Annotated in this window: 2 protein-coding genes; both read left to right on the forward strand. The window is 74.9% G+C overall.

All coding sequences use genetic code 11. The annotated features are described in order from the left end of the window. Positions 1–21,096 (forward strand): non-ribosomal peptide synthase/polyketide synthase, encoded by a 21,096-nt coding sequence (locus ACH4LD_RS37240; RefSeq protein ID WP_398058710.1) that lies wholly within the window; start codon positions 1–3, stop codon positions 21,094–21,096. Then, complete coding sequence (locus ACH4LD_RS37245) at positions 21,093–22,331, forward strand: cytochrome P450 (protein WP_398058659.1); 1,239 nt, start codon at positions 21,093–21,095, stop codon at positions 22,329–22,331. The genes ACH4LD_RS37240 and ACH4LD_RS37245 overlap by 4 nt, the downstream gene beginning before the upstream one ends. The last annotated feature ends 7 nt before the right edge of the window (positions 22,332–22,338 follow it).

Here is a 22,338-nt window from a genome sequence, read left to right on the forward strand (position 1 = left end):
ATGGCAGCGACCGGCAACAGCGGGGGCCTCGCACTGACGGCCGCCCAGCACGGCGTCTGGGTGGCCCAGCACCTCGAACCCGGCTCCCCCATGTTCGTCTGCGGTGTCCACGTCGACACCACGGTTCCCTTCGACCCCCGGCTGCTGGACCGGGCGATCCGGCAGGCGGTGACGGAGACCGAGGCACTGCGGGCCCGCTTCACCGACGACGGACACACGGTCCGCCAGCACGTCGACCCGGCGATCGAGGGCACGCTCACCGTCGTCGACCTGAGCGGCGAGCCGGACCCGCGGGCCGCCGCGGCCGCCTGGACCGAAGCCCGCCAGGCGGAAGCCCCGCCCGCGCTCACCGACGGTCCGCTCTTCTCCCACACGCTGCTGCGGCTCGGCCCGGACCACGACCGGCTGTACTTCCGCTACCACCACATCCTGCTCGACGCCTACGGCCAGACGCTGTACGTCCGCAGGCTGCTGGACGTCTACAACGCGCTCGCCGCGGGCGACCGCCCGGCAGCCGCCGCCTTCGCGCCGCTCGCCGACCTCGTCGCCGAGGAGAACGCCTACACCGGCTCCGCGCGCCACGAACGGGACCACGCCTACTGGCTCCGCCGGTGCGCGGACCTGCCCGCCTCCACCGAGCTGGGCAGCGGCCCCTCGTCCCTGGCCCGCGGCCTGCCGCCGGTGACGGGGCTGGTGCCCGCCGACACCGCCGAGCGGCTGCGCGCCCTGCCCGGCGCCCGCTGGTCCCTCCCGGTGATCGCCGCCCTGGCCGCGTACACCCACCGCACGACCGGTGCGGCGGACGTCGTCCTCCGGGTCTTCCTGGCGGCACGGACGACCCCGGACGCCCTCGCCACACCGGCGATGCTCGTCAACGACCTGCCGCTGCGGCTGACCGTCCGGCCCTCGGCCACCTTCACCGAACTCGTCGAACAGGTGCGGGCCCGGCTGGCCGAGGCCGTCCGTCACCAGCGCTTCCCGGGCGAACGCATCCGCCGCGAACTCGGCGCCGAGGGGCAGGGTGCCCTGGCCGGACCCACCGTCAACGTGCTCTCCTTCGCACCCGGCCGGCTCATGGTGGGCGGCGCCGAGGCCACCGCGCACCAGGTGGCCTCCGGCCCGGTCCGCGACCTCACCGTCAACGCCGTCGCCGACGACACCGCCGCCGACGGCATCCGCCTCACCCTGGGCGCCCACCCCGACCGGTTCACCCCGGCCGCCGTGACGGCCCACCGGGACCGGTTCACCCGGCTCCTCACGGCCGCCGCCGAGTCGCCCGGAGCGCCCATCGGCACCCTCGACCTCCTCGGCCCGGACGAGCACCGCCTCCTGGCCGGCTTCGACGACACCGCCGAGCCCCTCGACCCCCGCTCGCTGGTGGAACGGATCGCAGCCCAGGACCCGTCCGCCGAGGCCGTGGTCTTCGAGGGCCGCAGCCTCAGCTACGGCGAACTCAACGCACGGGCGGGCCGACTCGCCCACGCCCTGCGCCGCCGCGGCGCCGGCGTCGAGTCCCGGATCGCCGTCCTGCTGCCGCGCTCCACCGACCTCGTCGTCGCCCTCCTCGCCGTCCTCAAGGCGGGCGCCGCCTTCGTCCCCGTCGAGACGGGCTACCCGGCCGAACGGATCGCCTACGTCCTCGCCGACTCCGGCGCCGAGCTGGTGATCGCCGCCGACGACGTACCCGGCTTCGAGCGGATCGCCCCCGACGCGGGCGCCGACGAGCCGGCGGACGGCCCCGGCATCCGGGTCCGGGGCGGCAACGCCGCCTACGTGATGTACACCTCCGGCTCCACCGGCCGTCCCAAGGGCGTCGTCGTCCCGCACGAGGGCCTGCTCAACCGCCTGTCATGGCTCCAGCGCGACCACCGGATGACCCCGGACGACCGCATCGTGCAGAAGACGCCGATCGGCTTCGACATCTCGGTGTGGGAGTTCTTCTGGCCCCTCGTCCAGGGCGCCACCCTCGTCGTGGCACGCCCCGACGGCCACCGCGACCCGGCCTACCTCGCCGAGCTGATCCGCGAACAGCGCGTCACGATCGTCCACTTCGTGCCGTCGATGCTCGCCGGCTTCCTCGCCGAGGCCGAGTTCGGCCCCTCCGTACGGCTCGTCGCCTGCACCGGCGAGGCCCTGCCGCCCGAGCTGGTCCGCCGGTTCCACCAGAGCGTCGACGCCGAGCTGTGGAACCTCTACGGCCCCACCGAGGCCGCCATCGAGGTGACCTCGTACGCCACCGGCCCGGACGACGAGACGGTGCCGATCGGACGGCCGGGCGCCAACACCCGCGCACACGTCCTGGACTCGGGACTCAACCCCGTACCGCCCGGCACGACCGGCGAACTCTACCTGGCGGGCGTCCAGCTCGCCCGCGGCTACCACGGCCGCCCCGCGCTGACCGCCGAACGCTTCACCGCCGACCCGCACGGCCCCGCGGGCTCCCGGATGTACCGCACCGGCGACCTCGCCCGGCTGCGCCCGGACGGCACCCTGGAGTACGCCGGCCGGGTCGACGACCAGGTCAAGATCGCCGGCCAGCGCGCCGAACCCGGTGAGGTCGAGGCGCTGCTCGACGGCGCGCCCGGCGTCCGGCAGAGCGTCGTCGTGGCCCGGCGCACCCCCAGCGGCGCCCACCAGCTCGTCGCGTACGTCACCGGAGAGCCCGGGACCGACCTGCGTGCCTGGCTCGCCGACCGGCTGCCCGCCTTCCTCGTCCCCGCCGCGGTGCTGACCCTCCCGGAGATCCCGCTCACCCCCAACGGGAAGGTCGACCGCAAGGCGCTGCCCGAACCGGCGGCGCCGGCACCCGGCCGGGCGCCCCGCACCGAGACCGAGCGGGTCCTGCGCGACCTCGCCGCCGAGCTGATCGAACGGCCCGAACTCGGCGCCGACGACCAGCTGTTCACCATGGGCATGGACAGCATCCACGCCCTGCGCCTGGCCGCCCGTGCCCGCGCCGCCGGGATCGGCCTCACCCCGCAGGACGTGTTCGCCCACCCCACCGTCGAAGCCCTCGCGGCCCTCGCCGAGGCCGTCCCGGCCGCCGCCGGCACACCGGCCGCACCCGCGGCGGGCCCGAGCACCCGCCTGACCCCGGCGGACGTCCCCCTCGTCACCATCGACCAGGGCGAACTCGACCGCTACCCCGGCGCCCAGGACGTGCTGCCGCTCTCCCCGCTCCAGGAAGGTCTGCTCTTCCTCGCCCTGTACGAGGACCACGACCCCTACGTCGGCCAGCTCGTCCTCGACATCGAGGGCGGCTTCGACCCGGCCCGCATGCGCGAGGCCGCCACCGCCCTGCTGCACCGCCACCCGCTGCTGCGCGCCGGCTTCCGCAGCCGCTCCGCCGGCGCGCCCGTGCAGGTCGTGCCCGCCGAGACCACCGTGCCCTGGGAGGAGCGGGACGAGGAGCCGGCCGCCTTCCTCGCCCGCGACCGGGCCCGCGGCTTCAGCGTGCTGCGCCCGCCGCTGCTGCGCTTCACCGCGCTCGGCACCCGGCTCGTGGTGACCCACCACCACCTGCTGCTGGACGGCTGGTCCCTGCCCCTGCTGGTCCGGGAGCTGTTCGAGCTGTACGGCGGCGCCGACCTGCCCGCGCCCGCCCCCTACCGCGCCTACCCCGCCTGGCTCGCCGGGCGCGACCGCGCCGCGTCCACCGCCGTGTGGAAGGAGGAACTGGCGGGCCTGCCCGGCCCCACCCTGCTCGCGCCGCGACGGCGGACCCCGGACGGCCACGCCGAACACGAACTGGTCCTCGACGAGACCGTCACCGCGGCCCTGACCGCGGCGGCGCGCCGCCGCGGACTCACCCTCAACACCGTCATGCAGGGCCTGTGGGCGCTGCTGCTGCGCGAGTTCACCGGCCGTGACGACGTCGTCCTCGGTGCGACGGTCTCCACCCGCCCCGCCGACCTGCCCGGCGCCGAGTCGATGATCGGCCTGTTCATCAACACACTGCCGGTGCGGGTGCGCATCGATCCCCGGGCACCGCTGGCCGAGCTGCTGGCCTCGGTGCAGACCCGGCAGGCGGTCCTGGCCGGGCACGCGGACGCCGGCCTCGCCGACCTCACCCGTGCCGCGGGCGTGGACGAGCTGTTCGACACCGTGCTCGCCTTCGAGAACTACCCGATGGACAGCGGCACGCAGGCCGGCGGGCTGCGGATCGCCGGCGCCGACCTCCTCCTGCACTCCCACTACCCGCTGTCGGTCGCCCTCTTCCCCGGCCCCGCCCTGCGGCTGCGCTTCTCCTACCGCACCGGGGCGTTCACCGCCGACGCCCTGGCGGTCCTGACCGGCCGGCTGGCCCGGCTCGCCGCCCTCGCCGCCGAGGACCTCGACCGGCCGGCCGGTGACCTCGCCGTGGTCACCCCGGAGGACCGGCACACGGTGACCGGCGGCGAGCGCGCCGCTGAGCCGGCCGTCCGGCACGGCGCCACCGCCGCTCCCGCCTCCACGACGGCACCGCGCACCGGTACGGAGGAACGTCTGCGCGCGGTCGTCGCCGAGGTCCTCGGCCTGGACGACATCGCCGTGGACGACGAGTTCTTCGCCCTCGGCGGCACCTCCATCCTGATGATCCGGCTGGTGCACCGGATCCGCGACGAGTTCGGCGTCGGCCTCTCCCTGCGCGACGTGTTCGCCGCACCGACCGTGGCGGGCCTCGCCGCGCTCCTGGCGGACGGCTCGTCGGCCTCCGCCACGATCGTGCCTCGGGAGCGGCCCGAGCGGATACCGCTGTCCTTCACACAGGAACGCATGTGGTTCCTCCAGCGTCTCCAGGGCGGCAGCGGCACCTACAACATCCCGCTCGACATCCGGCTCAGCGGACCGCTCGACACCACGGCGCTGGAGGCCGCGCTCACCGATCTCATCGACCGGCACGAGGCCCTGCGCACCCTCTACCCCGAGGACGCCCAGGGCCCCCACCAGGTCGTCCTGGCGCCCGGCCGCACGGGCTTCGCCCTGGAGGTGGTCCGCGACCGTGACCCCGACCTGACCGCCCGGGCCGCCCGCCCCTTCGACCTCACCACCGAACTCCCGGTGCGCGCCACCCTCTTCGACCTCGGCGGGGAGGAGTACGCCCTGCTGCTGGTGGTGCACCACATCGCCACCGACGGCTCCTCCATGCGGCCGCTGGCCGAGTACCTGTCCGCCGCGTACACCGCCCGCCTCGCCGGCGAGGCGGCCGACTGCCCGCCGCCGGCCGTGGAGTACGCCGACTACGCCCTCTGGCAGCGCGACACGCTCGCCCCCGAACTGCCGCGGCAGATCGCCTACTGGACCGAGGCACTCGCCGGACTGCCCCAGGAGGTCACCTTCCCGGCCGACCGGCCCCGGCCCGCGGTCGCCGCCCACCGCGGCGACCACGTCGAGTTCCGCGTCGAGCGAGAGCTGTACGAGAGGATGCTGGACCTCGCCCGCCGCACCCGGACCACGCCGTACATGGTGCTCCAGGCCGCCGTCGCGCTGCTGCTGACCGCCCACGGCGCCGGCGAGGACATCCCCGTCGGCGGAGCGATCGCCGGCCGCCCGGACTCGGCACTGGACGGTGTCGTCGGCGTCTTCATCAACACCCTCGTCTACCGCTTCGACACCTCCGGCGACCCCGCCTTCACCGAACTGCTCGCCCGCGTACGCGACACCGGTCTGGCCGCCTACGCCCACCAGGACGTGCCGTTCGAACGGCTGGTGGAGGACCTCGCCCCGGAACGGTCCCGCGCCCGCCACCCCTTCTTCCAGGTCATGGTCGCCTGGCTGGACTTCTCCGAGGCCCGCCTCACCCTGCCCGGGGTCAGCGCCCGCACGGCCCCGGTCCTCAGCGGCACCTCCAAGTTCGACGCGCACTTCGACTGCGTCGTCGACGCCCATGACGGCGGCCTCGACTGCCGGCTGGAGTACGCCACCGACCTGTACGACCGGGAGACCGCCGAGGCCCTCGTCACCCGTTTCCTGCGCGTGCTCGACACCGTCACGGGCGACCCCGCCCGCCGGATCTCCGAGGTCGACCTGCTGGACGACGAGGAACGCGCGCTCATCCTCCACGGCTGGAACGACACCGCGAGCACCATGGACTCGACCTCCGTCGTCGAGCTGATGGAGTCCCAGGACCCCCAACTGCCCGCCGTCGTCCTCGAAGGGGAGCGCGTCACCTACGGCGCCTTCAACGCGCGGGTCAACCGCCTCGCCCGGGCCCTGCGCAGGCGCGGAGTCGGCCCCGAGACCCGGGTCGCCGTCATGCTGCCGTACTCGGTGGACCTCGTCGTGGCGCTCTGGGCCGTCATCAAGGCCGGCGCCGCCTACGTGCCGATCGACACCGGCTATCCGGCCGACCGGATCGCCTACATCCTCCGCGACTCCGGCGCCCGGCTGATCCTGGCCGAGCACGACGTCGAGGGCTTTGAACGGATCCCGGTCGACGCCGGGGACGAGTCCGCCGAGAACCTCGGGATCACCGCCCACGGCGGCAACACCTCGTACATCATCTACACCTCCGGCTCCACCGGCCGCCCCAAGGGCACCCTCAACACCTACGAGGGCATGACCAACCGGTTCTGGTGGATGCAGCAGGACCTGCACCTCGGCCCCGGGGACCGGGTGCTCCAGGCCACGCCGACCGGGTTCGACGTCTCGGTCTGGGAGGTGTTCTGGACGCTGTCGCGCGGCGCCGCCCTGGTGGTACCGCGGCCCGGCGGCCACCGCGACCCGGTCTACCTCTCCCGGCTCATGCACGACGAGTCCGTGACCGTGCTGCACCTCGGCGCCTCCCGGCTCGCCGCGTTCCTCGCCGAGGCCGAACTGCCCGCCTCGGTCCGCGCGATCGAGTCCGGGGACGAGATCATGCCGGCCGAGCTGATCCGCCGCTTCCACCAGGTCTCCCGCCACCCGGACCCGGTCCTCACCAACGCCTACGGCCCCACCGAGGCCGCGGTGGACGTCACCCGGTGGCCCACCCCCAAGGACCCCGGGACCGTCCTCATCGGCGGACCGGTGCTCAACACCCAGGCCTACGTGCTCGACCGCACCCTGCGCCCCGTGCCCCCGGGCGTGACGGGAGAGCTCTACCTCGGCGGCGTCCAGCTCGCCCGCGGCTATCTGGACCGCCCCGCGCTCACCGCCGAACGGTTCGTGGCCAACCCCTACGGCACGCCCGGCAGCCGGCTCTACCGCACCGGCGACCTGGTGCGCTGGACCCGCGGCGGCGAACTGGAGTACTTCGGCCGCGCCGACGACCAGGTCAAGCTGCGCGGCCAGCGGATCGAGCTGGGCGAGATCGAGTCCGCGATGCGGGCGCACCCCGGCGTCGCCCAGGCCGCCGCCGCCGTCCACGACCAGCGGCTGGTCGGCTACCTCATCACCTCCGCCCCCGTCGACCACGAGGAACTGCGGGCCCGGCTCACGGCCGAGCTGCCCGAGTACATGGTCCCGCCCGTGTTCGTGGAACTCGATCGGTTCCCGCAGCTGACCAGCGGCAAGCTGGACCGGCAGGCGCTGCCCGTACCCGACTTCGCACCGGTCGCGGGCCGCGTGCCGCGCACCCCGCGCGAGGAGCTCCTGTGCGGGCTGTTCGCCGAGGTGACCGGGGTCCCCGAGGTCTTCCTCGACGACGACTTCTTCGCGCTCGGCGGCCACTCGCTGTCCGTGGCCCGGCTGGCCAACCGCATCCGCACCGTCCTCGGCGCCGACATCGAACTGGTCACCCTGTTCGAGGCCACCACGCCCGCGCGGATCGCCGCCCGCCTCGACGGCGCCGCCCCGCGCCGGCCCGCCGTCACGGCCCAGCCGCGCGGCGCGCGCCTGCCGCTGTCCTACGCCCAGGAACGCCTGTGGTTCCTGCACCGCTACGAGGGCCCCTCCGCCACCTACAACCTGCCCGTCGCGCTGCGGCTCACCGGTGACCTCGACATCGCGGCCCTCGACGCGGCCCTCGGCGACGTCGCCGCCCGGCACGAGGCGCTGCGCACCGTCTTCGCCGAGGACGAGCAGGGCCCGCACCAGATCGTCCGGGACTCCGTGCCGCCGCTGACCGTCCTCGCCACCGACGCGGCCGGGCTCGACGACCGGCTCGCCGAGGCCGTCCAGGTCCCCTTCGACCTGGCCGTCGAACCGCCCATGCGCTCCACCCTGTTCCAGCTCGGCTCCGGCGAGCACGTCCTGCTCGTCGTGCTGCACCACATCGCCGGCGACGCCTTCTCCATGCCCCCGCTCGCCGAGGACCTGATCACCGCCTACACCGCGAGGTCCGAGGGCCACGCCCCGCGCTGGACCCCGCTGGAGGTCCAGTACGCCGACTACGCCGTGTGGCAGCGCTCGGTGCTGGGCCCGGCCGACGACCCGGACAGCGAGATCTCCCGCCAGCTCCGCTTCTGGACCGAGGCCCTGGCCGGGCTTCCCGAACAACTGGAGCTGCCCACCGACCGGCCCCGGCCCGCCGTGGCCGGCCACCGCGGGGACACCGTCGCCTTCACCGTGCCCGCCGAGGTGCACGCGGCCCTGACGGCGCTCGCCCGCGAGCACCACGTCACACCGTTCATGACGGTCCAGGCCGCTCTGGTCACCCTGCTGCACCGGCTCGGCGCCGGGGACGACATCGTCATCGGCTCGCCGGTCGCCGGCCGCCCGGACGAGGTCCTGGGCGGCCTGGTCGGGTTCTTCGTCAACAACCTCGTCCTGCGCACCGACCTTGCGGGCAACCCCGCGTTCACCGAGGTCCTCGCCCGGGTCCGGTCGGCCGACCTGGCCGCCTACGCCCACCAGGACGTGCCCTTCGAGCGGATCGTCGAGGCGGTCAACCCGGTCCGCTCCACGGCCCGGCACCCGCTGTTCCAGACCAACCTGAACTGGGTGGACGCCGAACTGGAAGAGGTCGAGGACCTCGCCGGACACCTCCCCGGCCTCGACGGGAAGGTGCTGCCGCTCACCTCGCCGACCGCCAAGTTCGACCTGGCGTTCTTCGTCAACGAACGGCGCGGCGGCGGACTGACGGGCTTCCTGGAGTTCGCCACGGACCTGTTCGACCGGGAGACCGCCCAGCGGATCACCGAACGGTTCGTCGACCTGCTCACCGCCGCCGTCACCGCTCCCGGCACGCCCATCGGCGACCTCGACATCGTCGGCCCGGCCGAGCGCCGGCAGCTGCTCACCGAGTGGAACGCCACCGCCCGCGAGCTGCCCGCGACCACGCTCACCGCGCTCGTCGAGGCGCAGGCGGCCCGCACCCCGGACGCCCTCGCGGTCGTCTTCGGCGCCACCGGGCTGACGTACGCCGAACTCGACGCCCGCGCCAACCGGCTGGCCCGCCGGCTCATCGAACTCGGCGCCGGCCCCGAGCGGTTCGTCGGCGTCCTGCTGCCCACCTCCGAACAGCTCCCCGTCACCCTGCTCGCCGTGCTCAAGTCGGGGGCGGCCTACCTGCCGCTCGACCCCGCACTGCCCGAGGAGCGGATCGCGTTCATGCTCGGCGACATCGCCCCCGTCGCCGTGGTGACCACCCCCGACCGGGCCGGCCGGCTCGGCGCGATCCCCGCCGTGCTGCCCTACGACCCGGCCGTGACCGCGCAGCCGGCCACCGCGGTCACCGGGGTACCCGCGCTGCCCGGGCACGCCGCGTTCGTCATCTTCACCTCCGGCTCCACCGGCAGGCCCAAGGCCGTCGTCGTCGAACACCGCTCGCTGACCGCCTACCTGGCCTGGGCCACCGACACCTACCGGAGCCTGCGCGGCCGTGCCCTGGTGCACTCCCCGATCGCCTTCGACCTCACCGTCACCGGCCTGTGGGGACCGCTCGTCACGGGCGGCTGCGTGGAACTCGTGCGCTGGAACGCCGCCGGGCCCGACACCGAGTACGGCGTCACCCGCCCCGACTTCGTCAAGGCCACCCCGAGCCACCTCACCCTGCTCGGCGCGGTCGCCGACAGCTACTCCCCGAGCGGACAGCTCGTCCTCGGCGGGGAGTCGCTGCTGGGCGAGGCCCTCGACACCTGGCGGGCCGGCCACCCCGGGGTGACCGTGCTCAACGAGTACGGTCCCACCGAGACCACGGTCGGCTGCACGGTCTTCCGCATCGCACCGGGCGACAGCCTGCCCCCGGGCGTCATCACCATCGGCACCCCGGTGTGGAACACCCAGGTGTACGTGCTCGACGGACGGCTGCGCCCCGCCCCGGTCGGCACCCCCGGGGAGCTGTACGTCGCCGGTGACCTGGTCACCCGCGGCTACCACGGCCGGCCCGGCCTCACCGCCGGCCGCTTCGTGGCGAACCCGTACGGACCCGCGGGCTCCCGGATGTACCGCACCGGCGACCTGGCCCGCTGGACCAGGGCGGGTCTGCTGGAGTTCGTCGGCCGGGTCGACGACCAGGTGAAGATCCGCGGGTTCCGCATCGAACCCGGCGAGGTCGAGGCCGCGCTCGCGGCGGCACCGGAGATCGCCCGGGCCGCGGTGGTGGTCCGCGAGGACCAGCCCGGCGACAGGCGGCTCGTCGGCTACGTCGTGCCCGAGCCGGGAGCGCGGGCCGACACCCGGGCGCTGCGCGCGAGCGTGGCCCGCACCCTGCCCGACCACATGGTCCCGGCCGCGCTCGTCGTCCTCGGCGAACTGCCGCTGACCGGCAACGGCAAGCTGGACCGCAAGGCGCTGCCCGCACCGGACCGGAGCCTTCCGTCCGCCGGCCCGGCCGCCACGGACGCGACGGACGACACCGCGACGGACCCGGCCCGGCGGACCGCGCCGGACCTCGCCGGGGAGCGGGCCGCCGCGGACCCGGCCGAGGAGCGGGTCGCGGGACTCTTCGCCGAGGTGCTGGGCGTACCGGAGGCACGGGCGGAGGACAGCTTCTTCCTGCTCGGCGGGCACTCCCTGCTCGTCGCACGGCTGGTGAACCGGATCCGCGCGGAGTCCGGCGTCGAGCTGTCCATCCGGGACGTGTTCGAGAACCCCACCGTCGCGGGGATCGCCCGGCTGCTCGGTGCCGCCCGGGACGCACGGCCGCCGCTCGTCGCCCGGCAGCGCCCCGAACGGGTGCCGCTGTCCACGGCCCAGCAGCGGATGTGGATCCTCGACCGGCTCCAGGGACCGTCCGACACGTACACCATCCCGATCGTGCTGCGGCTGACCGGCGACCTCGACATCGACGCGCTGCGGGCGGCCTTCGCCGACGTGGTGGAGCGGCACGAGTCGCTGCGCACCCTGATCGCCGAGGACGCCGACGGCGCGCACCAGGTCGTCGTGGCCGGCCCGGCCCCGTTCACCGTCACCGCCTGCCCGGCCGGCCGGCTGGACGCGGAGATCGCCCGCGCCGCCGCGGTCCCCTTCGCCCTGGACCGTGAACTCCCGGTCCGCGCCACCCTGTTCGACACCGGCGGCGGCACGTACGCCCTGCTGGTGGTGCTGCACCACATCGCGGGAGACGGCGGCTCGATGGGCCCCCTGGCGGCCGATCTCGCCACTGCCTACGCCGGGCGGCTGACCGGCACCGGCTCCGGGCTCGCCCCGCTGCCCGTGCAGTACGCGGACTACGCCCTGTGGCAGCGCGACCTGCCCGGGGACCGGCTCCCGTTCTGGACCACGGCGCTCGCCGGCATCCCCGAACAGACCGACCTGCCCACCGACCGGCCACGGCCCGCGATCCTGTCCCCGCGCGGCGACACCGTCGCCTTCACCGTGCCCGCCGCCCTGCGCGCCCGCGTGGAGCGGCTGGGGCGCGAACGTGACGCGAGCCCCTTCATGGTGCTCCAGGCCGTCCTCGCGCTCCTGCTCAGCCGCCTCGGGGCGGGCGACGACATCGTCATCGGCAGCCCGGTGGAGGGGCGGCCCGAGGCCGCGCTGGAAGAACTCGTCGGCCTCTTCGCCAACACCCTGGTGCTGCGCACCGACGTCTCCGGCGACCCCACCTTCGAGGAACTCCTCGCCCGGGTACGGCGGTTCGACGTCGACGCCTACGCGCACGCCGACGTGCCCTTCGAGCAGCTCGTGGAGGCGCTCAACCCGCCGCGGTCCCGGTCCCGGCACCCGCTGTTCCAGGTGATGCTGACCCTGAACGCCGAGACGGCGCCGCCGGCCCTGCCCGGCCTGACCGTGCGGCTGGGCGAGACCCCCTCCGGCGCGGCCAAGTTCGACCTGTCCCTGACCGTGTCGGAGCACGGCGGGCAGTGGTCCGCGGCCTTGGAGTACTCCACCGACCTCTTCGACCGCGCCACCGTCCGGTCCTTCGCCGACCGCTACCTGCGGCTGCTCGCCGCGGTGACGGACGACCCGGTCCGGCCCGTCCACGCCCTGCCGCTGCTGACCGACGCCGAGCGGACCGAACTGCTCGTCACCCGCAACGCCACCCCCCGCCGGGGTTCCGGCACCCCGCTTCCGGAGAGGTTCGAGGCGCAGGCCGCCCGCACCCCGGACGCCGTCGCGGTCGTCTCCCCCTCCACGACGCTCAGCTACGCCGAACTCGACGCGCGGGCCAACAAGCTGGCCCGGCACCTGGCCGGTCTCGGCGTCGGCCGCGGATCGGTCGTCGCCGTCGTCCTGCCGCGCACCCCCGACCTGCTCGTGGCCCTCCTGGCGGTCCTCAAGACCGGAGCCGCCTACCTGCCGATCGACGACACCTACCCCGCCGGCCGCGTCGACCTCCTGGTCGAGGACGCCGGCGCGCGGGTGACCCTCACCCCGGACACCTTCCCGGCCGACCTGGACCACCACCCCGGCACGCCGCTCGGCGTCCGGCCGCATCCGCGGGACGCCGCCTACCTCGTCTACACCTCCGGATCGACCGGACAGCCCAAGGGCGTCGTCGTCGAGCACGCCGCGCTGGCCGCGTACCTGGACGAGGCGACCGCCCTGTACCCGGCCGCCGCCGACGAGGCGCTGGCGCACTCCTCCGTCGCCTTCGACATGCCGGTCACCGTGCTGTTCACCCCGCTCGTCACCGGCGGCCGGGTCCGGTTCGCCGCGCTGGACGAGAACAGCCCGGGCACCGGCCTGCTCAAGATCACCCCGAGCCATCTGCGGCTGCTGGAGACCCTGCCCGACCGGGCCTGCGCCGCCACGGACCTCGTCATCGGCGGCGAGGCGCTCGACGCCGAGCCGCTGGGGCGCTGGCGCGCCCGCCACCCGGACGCCGTGGTGACCAACGAGTACGGGCCCACCGAGACGACCGTGGGCGTCGTCGTGCACCGCGTCGGACCCGGCGAACCGCTCGCCGACGGACCCGTCCCCATCGGCCGCCCGACCGGCGGCACGCGGGTGTACGTCCTCGACGCGTTCCTCCAGCCCGTCCCCGACGGCGTCTGGGGAGAGCTCTACCTCGCGGGCGACCAGGTGGCCCGCGGCTACGCCGGACGACCCGGGCAGACCGCGCAGCGCTTCGTCGCCGACCCCTACGGCCCCGCCGGGAGCAGGATGTACCGGGTGGGCGACCGGGCCCGCTGGAACGCCTCGGGCCTCCTGGAGTACGGCGGCCGGGCCGACGACCAGGTCAAGATCCGCGGCTTCCGCGTCGAGCCCGGCGAGACCGAGGCGGCGCTGACGGCCCTGGACACCGTCGCCCAGGCGGCGGTCGTGGCCCGCGAGGACCGCCCCGGCGACCCGCGGCTGGTCGCCTACCTGGTCGCCGCCGACCCCGGCGTGCCGGTCGGCGACCCCCGCCCGGCGCTCGCCGCGACCCTGCCCGCGCACCTGGTCCCGTCGGCCTTCGTGGTCCTCGACCGGCTCCCGCTCACCCCCAACGGCAAGCTGGACCGGCGCGCCCTGCCCGCCCCGGACACCACCGGTGCCGTCCCCGGCGGCAGGGCCCCGCGCACGCCCGCGGAGGAGATCCTGTGCGCGCTCTTCGCCGAGGTGCTCAACATCGCCGACGTGTCGATCGACGACGACTTCTTCCTGCTCGGCGGGCACTCGCTGCTCGCCACCCAGCTGGTGAACCGCGCCCGGAACGCGCTCGGCGCACCGGTCCGGCTCGGCGACCTGTTCGACACACCGACGGTGGCCGGACTCGCCGCCGGGCTCACCCCGGGCGGCACGGTCGAGCGCTTCACCCCGGCCCCGCGCCCCGACCGGCTCCCCCTGTCCTACGGCCAGGAGCGGCTGTGGTTCCTGCACACCCTCGACGGCCCCTCCGACACCTACAACATCCCCGTCGTGCTGCGGCTGTCGGGCGCCCTCGACCCGGCGGCACTGCGGGCCGCCCTCGGTGACCTCGTACAACGGCACGAGATCCTGCGCACGGTCTACGCGACCGACGCCCGCGGCAGCCACCAGGTCATCCTGCCGCCCGAGCGCGGACTGCCCGAGCCGGCCGTCACCGACGTGGACGAGCACACCCTGCCGGCGGCCGTACGCGAGGCGGTCCGCCACCGCTTCGACCTCGGCCGGGAAGTCCCGGTCCACGCCCGGCTGTTGCGCACCGCGCCCGACGAGGCCGTCTTCGTCCTGGTCGTGCACCACATCGCCGCCGACGCCGTCTCCATGGCGCCCCTCGCCCGCGACCTCGCCACGGCCTACCGGGCCCGGCACGCCGGCCACGCTCCCGACTGGGAGCCGCTGACCGTCCAGTACGCCGACTTCAGCCTGTGGCAACGCCGGATGCTCGGCTCCGACCAGGAGCCGGACAGCGAGATCTCCCGGCAGCTCCGCCACTGGACCACCACGCTCGCCGGTGCCCCGGAACTGATCGCCCTGCCCACCGACCGGCCCCGGCCCGCGATCGCCTCCCACCGCGGCGGCACCGTACGGTTCCTGATACCCCGGGCGCTGCACGAAGCGCTCACCGGACTCGCCCGCGACACCGGTACGACCCTGTTCATGGTGCTGCACGCCGCGTTCGCCGCGCTGCTCGCCAAGCACGGCGCCGGCGACGACGTCGTGCTCGGCACCCCGGTGGCCGGCCGGACCGACGAGGCCGCCCACGATCTCGTCGGCTCCTTCGTCAACACCCTCGTACTGCGCACCCCGCTGGGCGGCGACCCCACCTTCCGCGTACTGCTCGACCGGGTCCGCGCCGTCGACCTGGACGCCTACGCCCACCAGGACGTGCCGTTCGAACGCGTGGTGGAGGCCCTCAACCCGGTGCGCTCCACCGCCCACCAGCCACTGGTGCAGGCGACGATCATGCTGAACAACACCGTCCGGCCCGTCACGCTCGACCTGCCCGGCGTCGACGTGCGGGCGGAGGAACCGGTCGCGCCCGCAGCCAAGTTCGACCTCTCGCTGTCGTTCGCGGACGCGGACCACGGCGGCCTGGACGGCGGCCTGGAGTACGCGGTCGACCTGTTCGACGAGGACACCGTCGCCGAGCTGACCGCCCGGCTGGTCCGCCTGCTGACCGCCGTCGCCCACGGCGCGGCCGACCACCCGCTCAGCCGGATCGACGTGCTCTCCGACACCGACCGGTGCAACGTGCTCCACACCTGGAACGGCACCCCGCGCCAGGCCCCGACCGACACGATCACCGCCCTCTTCGCCGAGCGCGTCCGCAGCGCCCCGCGGGCCGTGGCCGTGGTGGCGGACGGCACCGCGACGACGTACGCCGACCTCGACGCCCGCGCCGAACGGCTGGCCCGCAGGCTGCGCGCCCTCGGGGTCGGACCCGAGACACCCGTCGCCCTGCACCTGGAGCGGTCCCTGTCGCTCGTGGTGGCGACCCTGGCCGTGCTCAAGGCGGGCGGTGCCTACGTACCGCTCGACACCCGGTACCCCGCCTCCCGGCTGCGGCGGATCCTCACCGACACCGGAGCCGCCGCCGTGCTGACGCACTCCCGGGCGGCACGGCTCGACGTCGACCACGGCCTGCCCCTGATCGACGTCGACGCCCCGGAGCCGGACGACGGCGGAACGGACGCGGCGGACGGCACCGCCGCACCGGCCGGCGCGGCCCACCCCGACCGGCTCGCCTACGTGATGTACACCTCCGGGTCCACCGGCACCCCCAAGGGCATCGCCGTCACCCACCGCGACGTGGTCTCCCTGGCACTCGACCCCTGCTGGGAGGGCGAGGCGCACCGGCGGGTGCTGATGCGCTCGCCGCACGCCTTCGACGCCTCCACCTACGAGCTGTGGGTACCGCTGCTGACCGGCGGCCGGGTCGTCGTCGCCCCGCCCGGCGACCTCACCCTCGACGCGCTGCGCGGCCTGCTCCGGGCCGAGGGGGTGACCTCCGTGTTCCTCACCACCGCGCTGTTCAACGTCATCGCAGAAGAGGACCCGGAGTGCCTCGCCACCCTGCGCGAGGTGTGGACCGGCGGGGAGCAGGCCTCGCCGGCCGCGTTCCGGCGCGCCGTCACGTCCTGCCCGGACACCACCTTCGTGCACGTCTACGGGCCGACCGAGACGACCACCTTCGCCACCGCCCACCGGGTGCCCCGCCCGTACGCGCTGCCCGGCACCGTCCCCATCGGCCGCGCCATGAGCGGTATCCGGGCCTACGTCCTCGACGCGGCACTGGCCCCCGTGCCGCCCGGTGCCCCGGGCGAGCTGTACCTCGCCGGGCTCGGTCTGGCCCGCGGCTACGCCGGCGCGCCGGCCGCCACCGCCGAGCGCTTCGTCGCCGACCCGTTCGGCGCCCCCGGCAGCCGGATGTACCGCACCGGAGACGTCGTCCGGTACACCCGCGACGGGCGGCTGGAGTTCACCGGCCGTGCCGACGGCCAGGTCAAGATCCGCGGCTTCCGCATCGAACCGGGTGAGATCGAGGCCGTCCTCACGGGCCACCCCGGCGTCGGCCGCGCCGTCGCCGCCGCCCGCGAGGACGCCCGGGGCGAACGCGCCCTGTACGCCTACGTCGTACCGGCACCCGGACACCGGCGGCCGGAGCGCGAGGAGCTGCGGACCCTGCTGGAGTCCGCCGTGCCCGGCTACATGGTCCCCGCGGGCATCGTCGTCCTCGACGAGCTGCCGCTCACCCCCAACGGCAAGGTCGACCAGCGCGCGCTGCCCGCCCCCGAACGGGCCGCGCACCCCCGTGGCCGCCGGCCGCGCCGGCCCCAGGAGGAGATCCTGTGCCGGCTGTTCGCCGAGATCCTCGGCGTGCCGTCGGTCTCGATCGACGACGGCTTCTTCGAACTGGGCGGCCACTCGCTGCGCGTGACCCGCCTGATCAGCCGGGTCCGCTCGGTGCTCGGCGTGCAACTGCCGGTGCGCGACGTGTTCGAGGCCCCGACACCGGCGGGTCTCGCCGCCCGGCTCGACCGGGCCGCCGACGCGCAGGCCGCTCTGCGGGTGCTGCCCCGGCCGGACCGTCTCCCGCTCTCCTTCGCGCAGGAGCGGCTGTGGTTCCTGCACCGCTTCGAGGGTCCCTCGGCGACGTACAACATCCCGCTCGCCCTCCGGCTCCACGGCCCCCTGGACACCGACGCCCTCCGCGCGGCGCTGCGGGACCTGGTCGGGCGGCACGAGTCGCTGCGCACGGTGTTCGCCGAGGACGGCGACGGCTCGTACCAGGTGGTGCTGCCCGAGGCGACGGCCGTGCCCGAGCTGACGGTGACGGACGTGACCGCCGCCGAGGTCCCGGGCCGGCTGGAGCGGGCCGTCGGGTACGCCTTCGACCTCACCGCCGAGATCCCGCTGCGCGCCGAGGTCTTCCGGCAGGGTCCGCAGGAAGCGGTGCTGCTGCTGCTCATGCACCACATCGCCGGGGACGCCGAGTCCATGGGCCCGCTCGCGGACGACCTGTCCACCGCCTACCGGGCCCGGCTGTTCGGCGAGTCCCCGCGGTGGACACCGCTGACCGTGCAGTACGCGGACTACGCCGTCTGGCAGCGGCACGTCCTGGGCGACCTCGACGACCCGGCCGGTCCCGGCGGCGAGCAGCTCGCCCACTGGCTGACCGTCCTCACGGGCGCCCCCGAGGAACTGGAACTCCCCGCCGACCGGCCCCGGCCCGCCCGGCCCTCCGGCGCGGGCGCCGCGGTCCCCCTCGACCTTCCCGCCGGCCTCCACCGCCGCCTCGCCGAACTGGGCGAGGCCGAGGGCGCCACCGTGTTCATGGTGCTCCACACGGCCCTCGCCGCGCTGCTGACCCGGCTCGGAGCGGGCACCGACCTGCCCATCGGCGCGCCGGTCGCCGGCCGCGCCGACGAGGCACTCGACGGCCTGGTCGGCTTCTTCCTCAACACCCTGGTACTGCGCACCGACACCTCGGGCGACCCGTCGTTCCGCGAACTGCTCGCCCGGGTCCGCCGTACCGACCTGGACGCCTACGAGCACCAGGCGGTGCCGTTCGAGCGGCTCGTGGAGGCGCTGAACCCGGCCCGGTCGCCCGCCCGCCACCCGCTGTTCCAGGTGATGCTGTCGTTCCGTAACAACACCCGGGCGGACCTCTCCCTGCCGTCACTCACCGCCGAACCGGTCCAGACCAGGCTCCCCACCGCGAAGTTCGACCTGTCGTTCAGCCTCACCGAGGGCTTCGGCCCGGCCGGCGAGCCCGACGGGGTGCGCGGCGAGGTGCAGTACGCCTCCGCGCTCTTCGACGAGGAGACCGTGCGCGCCCTGGCCGGGCGGCTCCTGCTCCTCCTCGACCAGGCCTGCGACGACCCCGACCGGCCGCTCAGCGCGCTGGACGTCCTGCTGCCGGGCGAGGAGGAACGGCTGCTCCACGAGTGGAACAGGACCGGGCGCGAGCGCCGGACGGCCACCCTCGCCGACCTGTTCGAACAGGCCGTGCGGGCCACTCCCGACGCCGTGGCCGTCCGCACCGACGGCACCCACCTCACCTACCGCGAGCTGAACACCCGCGCCAACCGGCTGGCGCACCAGCTCATCGGCCTCGGCTGCGGCCCGGAGTCCGTGGTGGCGCTGGCCCTGCCCCGCTCCCTCGACCTCATCGTCGCCGCGCACGCCGTGGCCAAGGCCGGCGCCGCCTACACCCCCGTCGACCCCGAGGACCCCGCCGAGCGGATCTCCCGCATCTGCGAGGACGCCGCCGTGGCGCTCGCCGTCACCACGACCGGGCACCGCGGCCGGCTGCCCGCGGCCCTGCCCGCGCTGCTCCTGGACGACCCGGACACCGCGTCCGTACTCGCGGACCGGCCGGACACCGATCCGGCCGACCGGGACCGCACCGCCCCGCTCCTGCCGGACCACCCCGCGTACGTCATGTTCACCTCCGGCTCCACCGGCCGCCCCAAGGGGGTGGTGGTCTCCCAGCGGTCCGTCGTCAACCACCTGGGCTGGCTCCAGGACACCTACCGGCTGACCCCGGACGACCGCGTCCTGCAGAAGACGCCCATCGGGTTCACCGTGTCGGTCTGGGAGCTGTTCTGGCCCCTGCAGACCGGCGCCTGCACGGTGGTCGCCGAGCCCGACGGCCACCGCGACCCGGACTACCTCACCCGCATGTTCACCACGCACGGCATCACCACCGTCCACTTCGTGCCCTCCATGCTCGAAGTGCTCCTGGCCGAGGCGGACCGGTCCCGGCTCGCCGGGCTGCGCCGGATCTTCGTCGGCGGCGAGGGGCTCACCCGCGACCTGTACGAGCGGTTCACCGCCGCGTTCGGGGTGCCGCTGCACTACAAGTACGGCTCCACCGAGGTCACCTGTGACGCCACGGTCTGGGACCCGGAGACCGATCCGGGCGCCCGGCCCCCCGTGACGATCGGCGTGCCCGTCCACAACACCCGCGTCTACGTGCTGGACGCGACGCTGCGGCCCGTCCCGCCCGGCGTCCCCGGCGAGTTGTACGTCGCCGGCGACCAGGTCGCCCGCGGCTACGCCGGCCGCCCCGGACTGACCGCCGAGCGGTTCGTGGCGGACCCGTTCACGCCCGGCGGGCGGATGTACCGCACCGGTGACCTGGCGCGCTGGGACAGGGCCGGCCGGCTGGACTTCGTCGGCCGCTCCGACCACCAGCTCAAGGTGCGCGGCGTACGGGTGGAGCCCGGCGAGATCGAAGCCGTCCTCACCGAACACCCCGCGGTCACCCGCGCCGCGGTCGTCCTGCGCGACGAGACGCTGGTCGCCTACGTCACCGCAGACGCCACCCCCGGCGAACTCCACCGCCGACTGGCCTCCCGCCTCCCCGGGCACCTCGTCCCGCGTTCGGTGGTCGTCCTCCCCGAGTTCCCGCTGACCACCAGCGGCAAGCTCGACCGCGCGGCCCTGCCCGCGCCCCGGGACACCGCCCGGCCGGCCCCGAGGGCCCCGCGCACCGAGGAGGAACGCGCCGTGTGCGCCCTCTTCGCCGAACTGCTCGGCGTCACCGAGGTGGGCGTCGACGACGACTTCTTCGCCCTCGGCGGACACTCCCTGATGGCGGCGAGGCTGGCCGGCCGGATCCGCGCCGAACTGGGCCACGAGGTCTCGGTGCGCACCCTCTTCGAGGCCCCGACCCCGGCCGCGCTCGCCGAGGCCCTGCACACCGGCGACACCGCCGGAGCCACCGGTGTGCTGCTGCCGCTGCGCACCGGCGGCCCGGGCACCCCGCTGTTCTGCGTCCACCCGCTGGGCGGCCTGGGCTGGGCCTACCGGGCGCTGACCGGGCACCTGGACGGCCGCCACCCGGTGTACGCGCTCCAGGCGGCCGGCTTCGACGAACCAGCGCCGCTGCCGTCCACCATCGCGGAGATGGCGGCCGGCTACCTCACCCGGCTGCGCGAGGTGCGGCCGTCCGGCCCCTACCGGCTGCTCGGCTGGTCCTTCGGCGGGCTGGTCGCCCAGGAGATGGCCGTCCAGCTCCAGGACGCGGGCGAGGAGGTCGAACTGCTGGTGCTGCTCGACGCCTTCCCCCGGGACCTCGGCGCCGCCCAGCCGACACCCGAGGAGGTGCTCGAAGGGGTGCAGGTCCCCGACGAGATGCTCGCCGCCTTCACCGAGGACCAACTCACCCACCTGAAGGCGGTGTTCCTCAACAACAGCGCGATCGCGGGCCTGCACACGCCCCGCGCCTTCCAGGGTGACGTCGTGTTCTGCGCCGCGACCGAGCTGGAGGAGGGCGAGTCGCGCCGCCTGCCCGCGCTCTGGGCCCCGTACGTGACCGGCCGGATCGAGGTCCACGACGTGGAGGCCACCCACAACACCCTGCTCGCCGAGCGCCCCGCCGCGGCCGTCGGACACCTGCTCGCCGGCCTGCTCGGCGCCCTCGACGCCGCACGCGAGGAGGAGAACGCGTCATGACCCCGCCGACCACACCCGTCCGCACCCCGCTGCCGCCGTCGGCGCTGCCCGGCCTCGACCTCGCGGACCCCGCGACCCACGCTCGCCACGACCTGTCCGAGATCTGGCGCGCGCTCCGCGCCGAGGACCCGGTCCACCTCCACCGGCCGGCCGGGGGCGGCCCCGCCTTCTGGGTGGTGACGCGGTTCGCGGACGCCACCGAGGTCTACCGCGCGCCCGACCGCTTCACCTCCGAACGGGGCAACGTCCTCGCCTCGCTCCTCCAGGGCGGCGACTCGGCCTCCGGAGTGATGGCCGCCGTCACCGACGGGCCGCGCCACCGGGAACTGCGGCGCGTGCTGCTCAAGGCGTTCTCGCCGCGCGCCCTGGCCGCAGTGGTCGAGAAGGTGGAGCAGGCCGGCCGCGACCTGGTCGCCGCGGTCGTCGGCCGCCCCGAGTGCGACTTCGCCGAGGACGTCGCCGGACGCCTGCCCCTGAAGGCCATCTGCGACCTGCTGGACGTCCCGGAGCGGGACCGCGCCTTCCTCCTGAGCCTCACCAGGACCGCGCTCAGCTCGGACGGGCCCGACCAGTCGCCCTTCGAGGTCTGGCAGGCCCGCAACGACATCCTCGCCTACTTCGGCGAGCTGGCGACGAGCCGCCGGGAGCGACCGGGCACCGACGCCGTGAGCGTCCTGGCCACCGCGGAGACCGAGGGCCGGCCGCTGACCATGGACGAGGTCGTCGCCAACTGCTACAGCCTCATCCTCGGCGGCGACGAGACCAGCCGGCTGTCCATGATCGGCGCCGTGCTCGCGTTCACCGAACACCCCGCCCAGTGGCGGGCGTTCAAGAACGGCGAGGTGTCCGTCGACTCCGCGGTCGACGAGGTGCTGCGGTGGACGACACCGGCCCTCCACTTCGGCCGCACCGCGACCGCCGACACCCTGCTGAACGGCGTCCCCATCGCCTCCGGCGACATCGTCACCGTGTGGAACGCGTCGGCCAACCGGGACGAGGCGGCCTTCACCGAACCCGACCGCTTCGACCTCGGCCGCACGCCCAACAAGCACCTGTCCTTCGGACACGGACCGCACTACTGCGTCGGCGCCTACCTCGGCCGCGCGGAGATCGCCGGCCTCCTCAAGGCCCTGCGCGAGCAGGTCGACCGGATCGAACTCACCGGCAGACCCGAACCCGTCTACTCCTCCATGCTCAGCGGCTTCAGCTCGCTGCCCGTACGGCTCGTCGCCTGACCGCCGG

This window comes from Streptomyces sp. NPDC017676 (genome assembly GCF_044329325.1).
GTDB lineage: Bacteria > Actinomycetota > Actinomycetes > Streptomycetales > Streptomycetaceae > Streptomyces.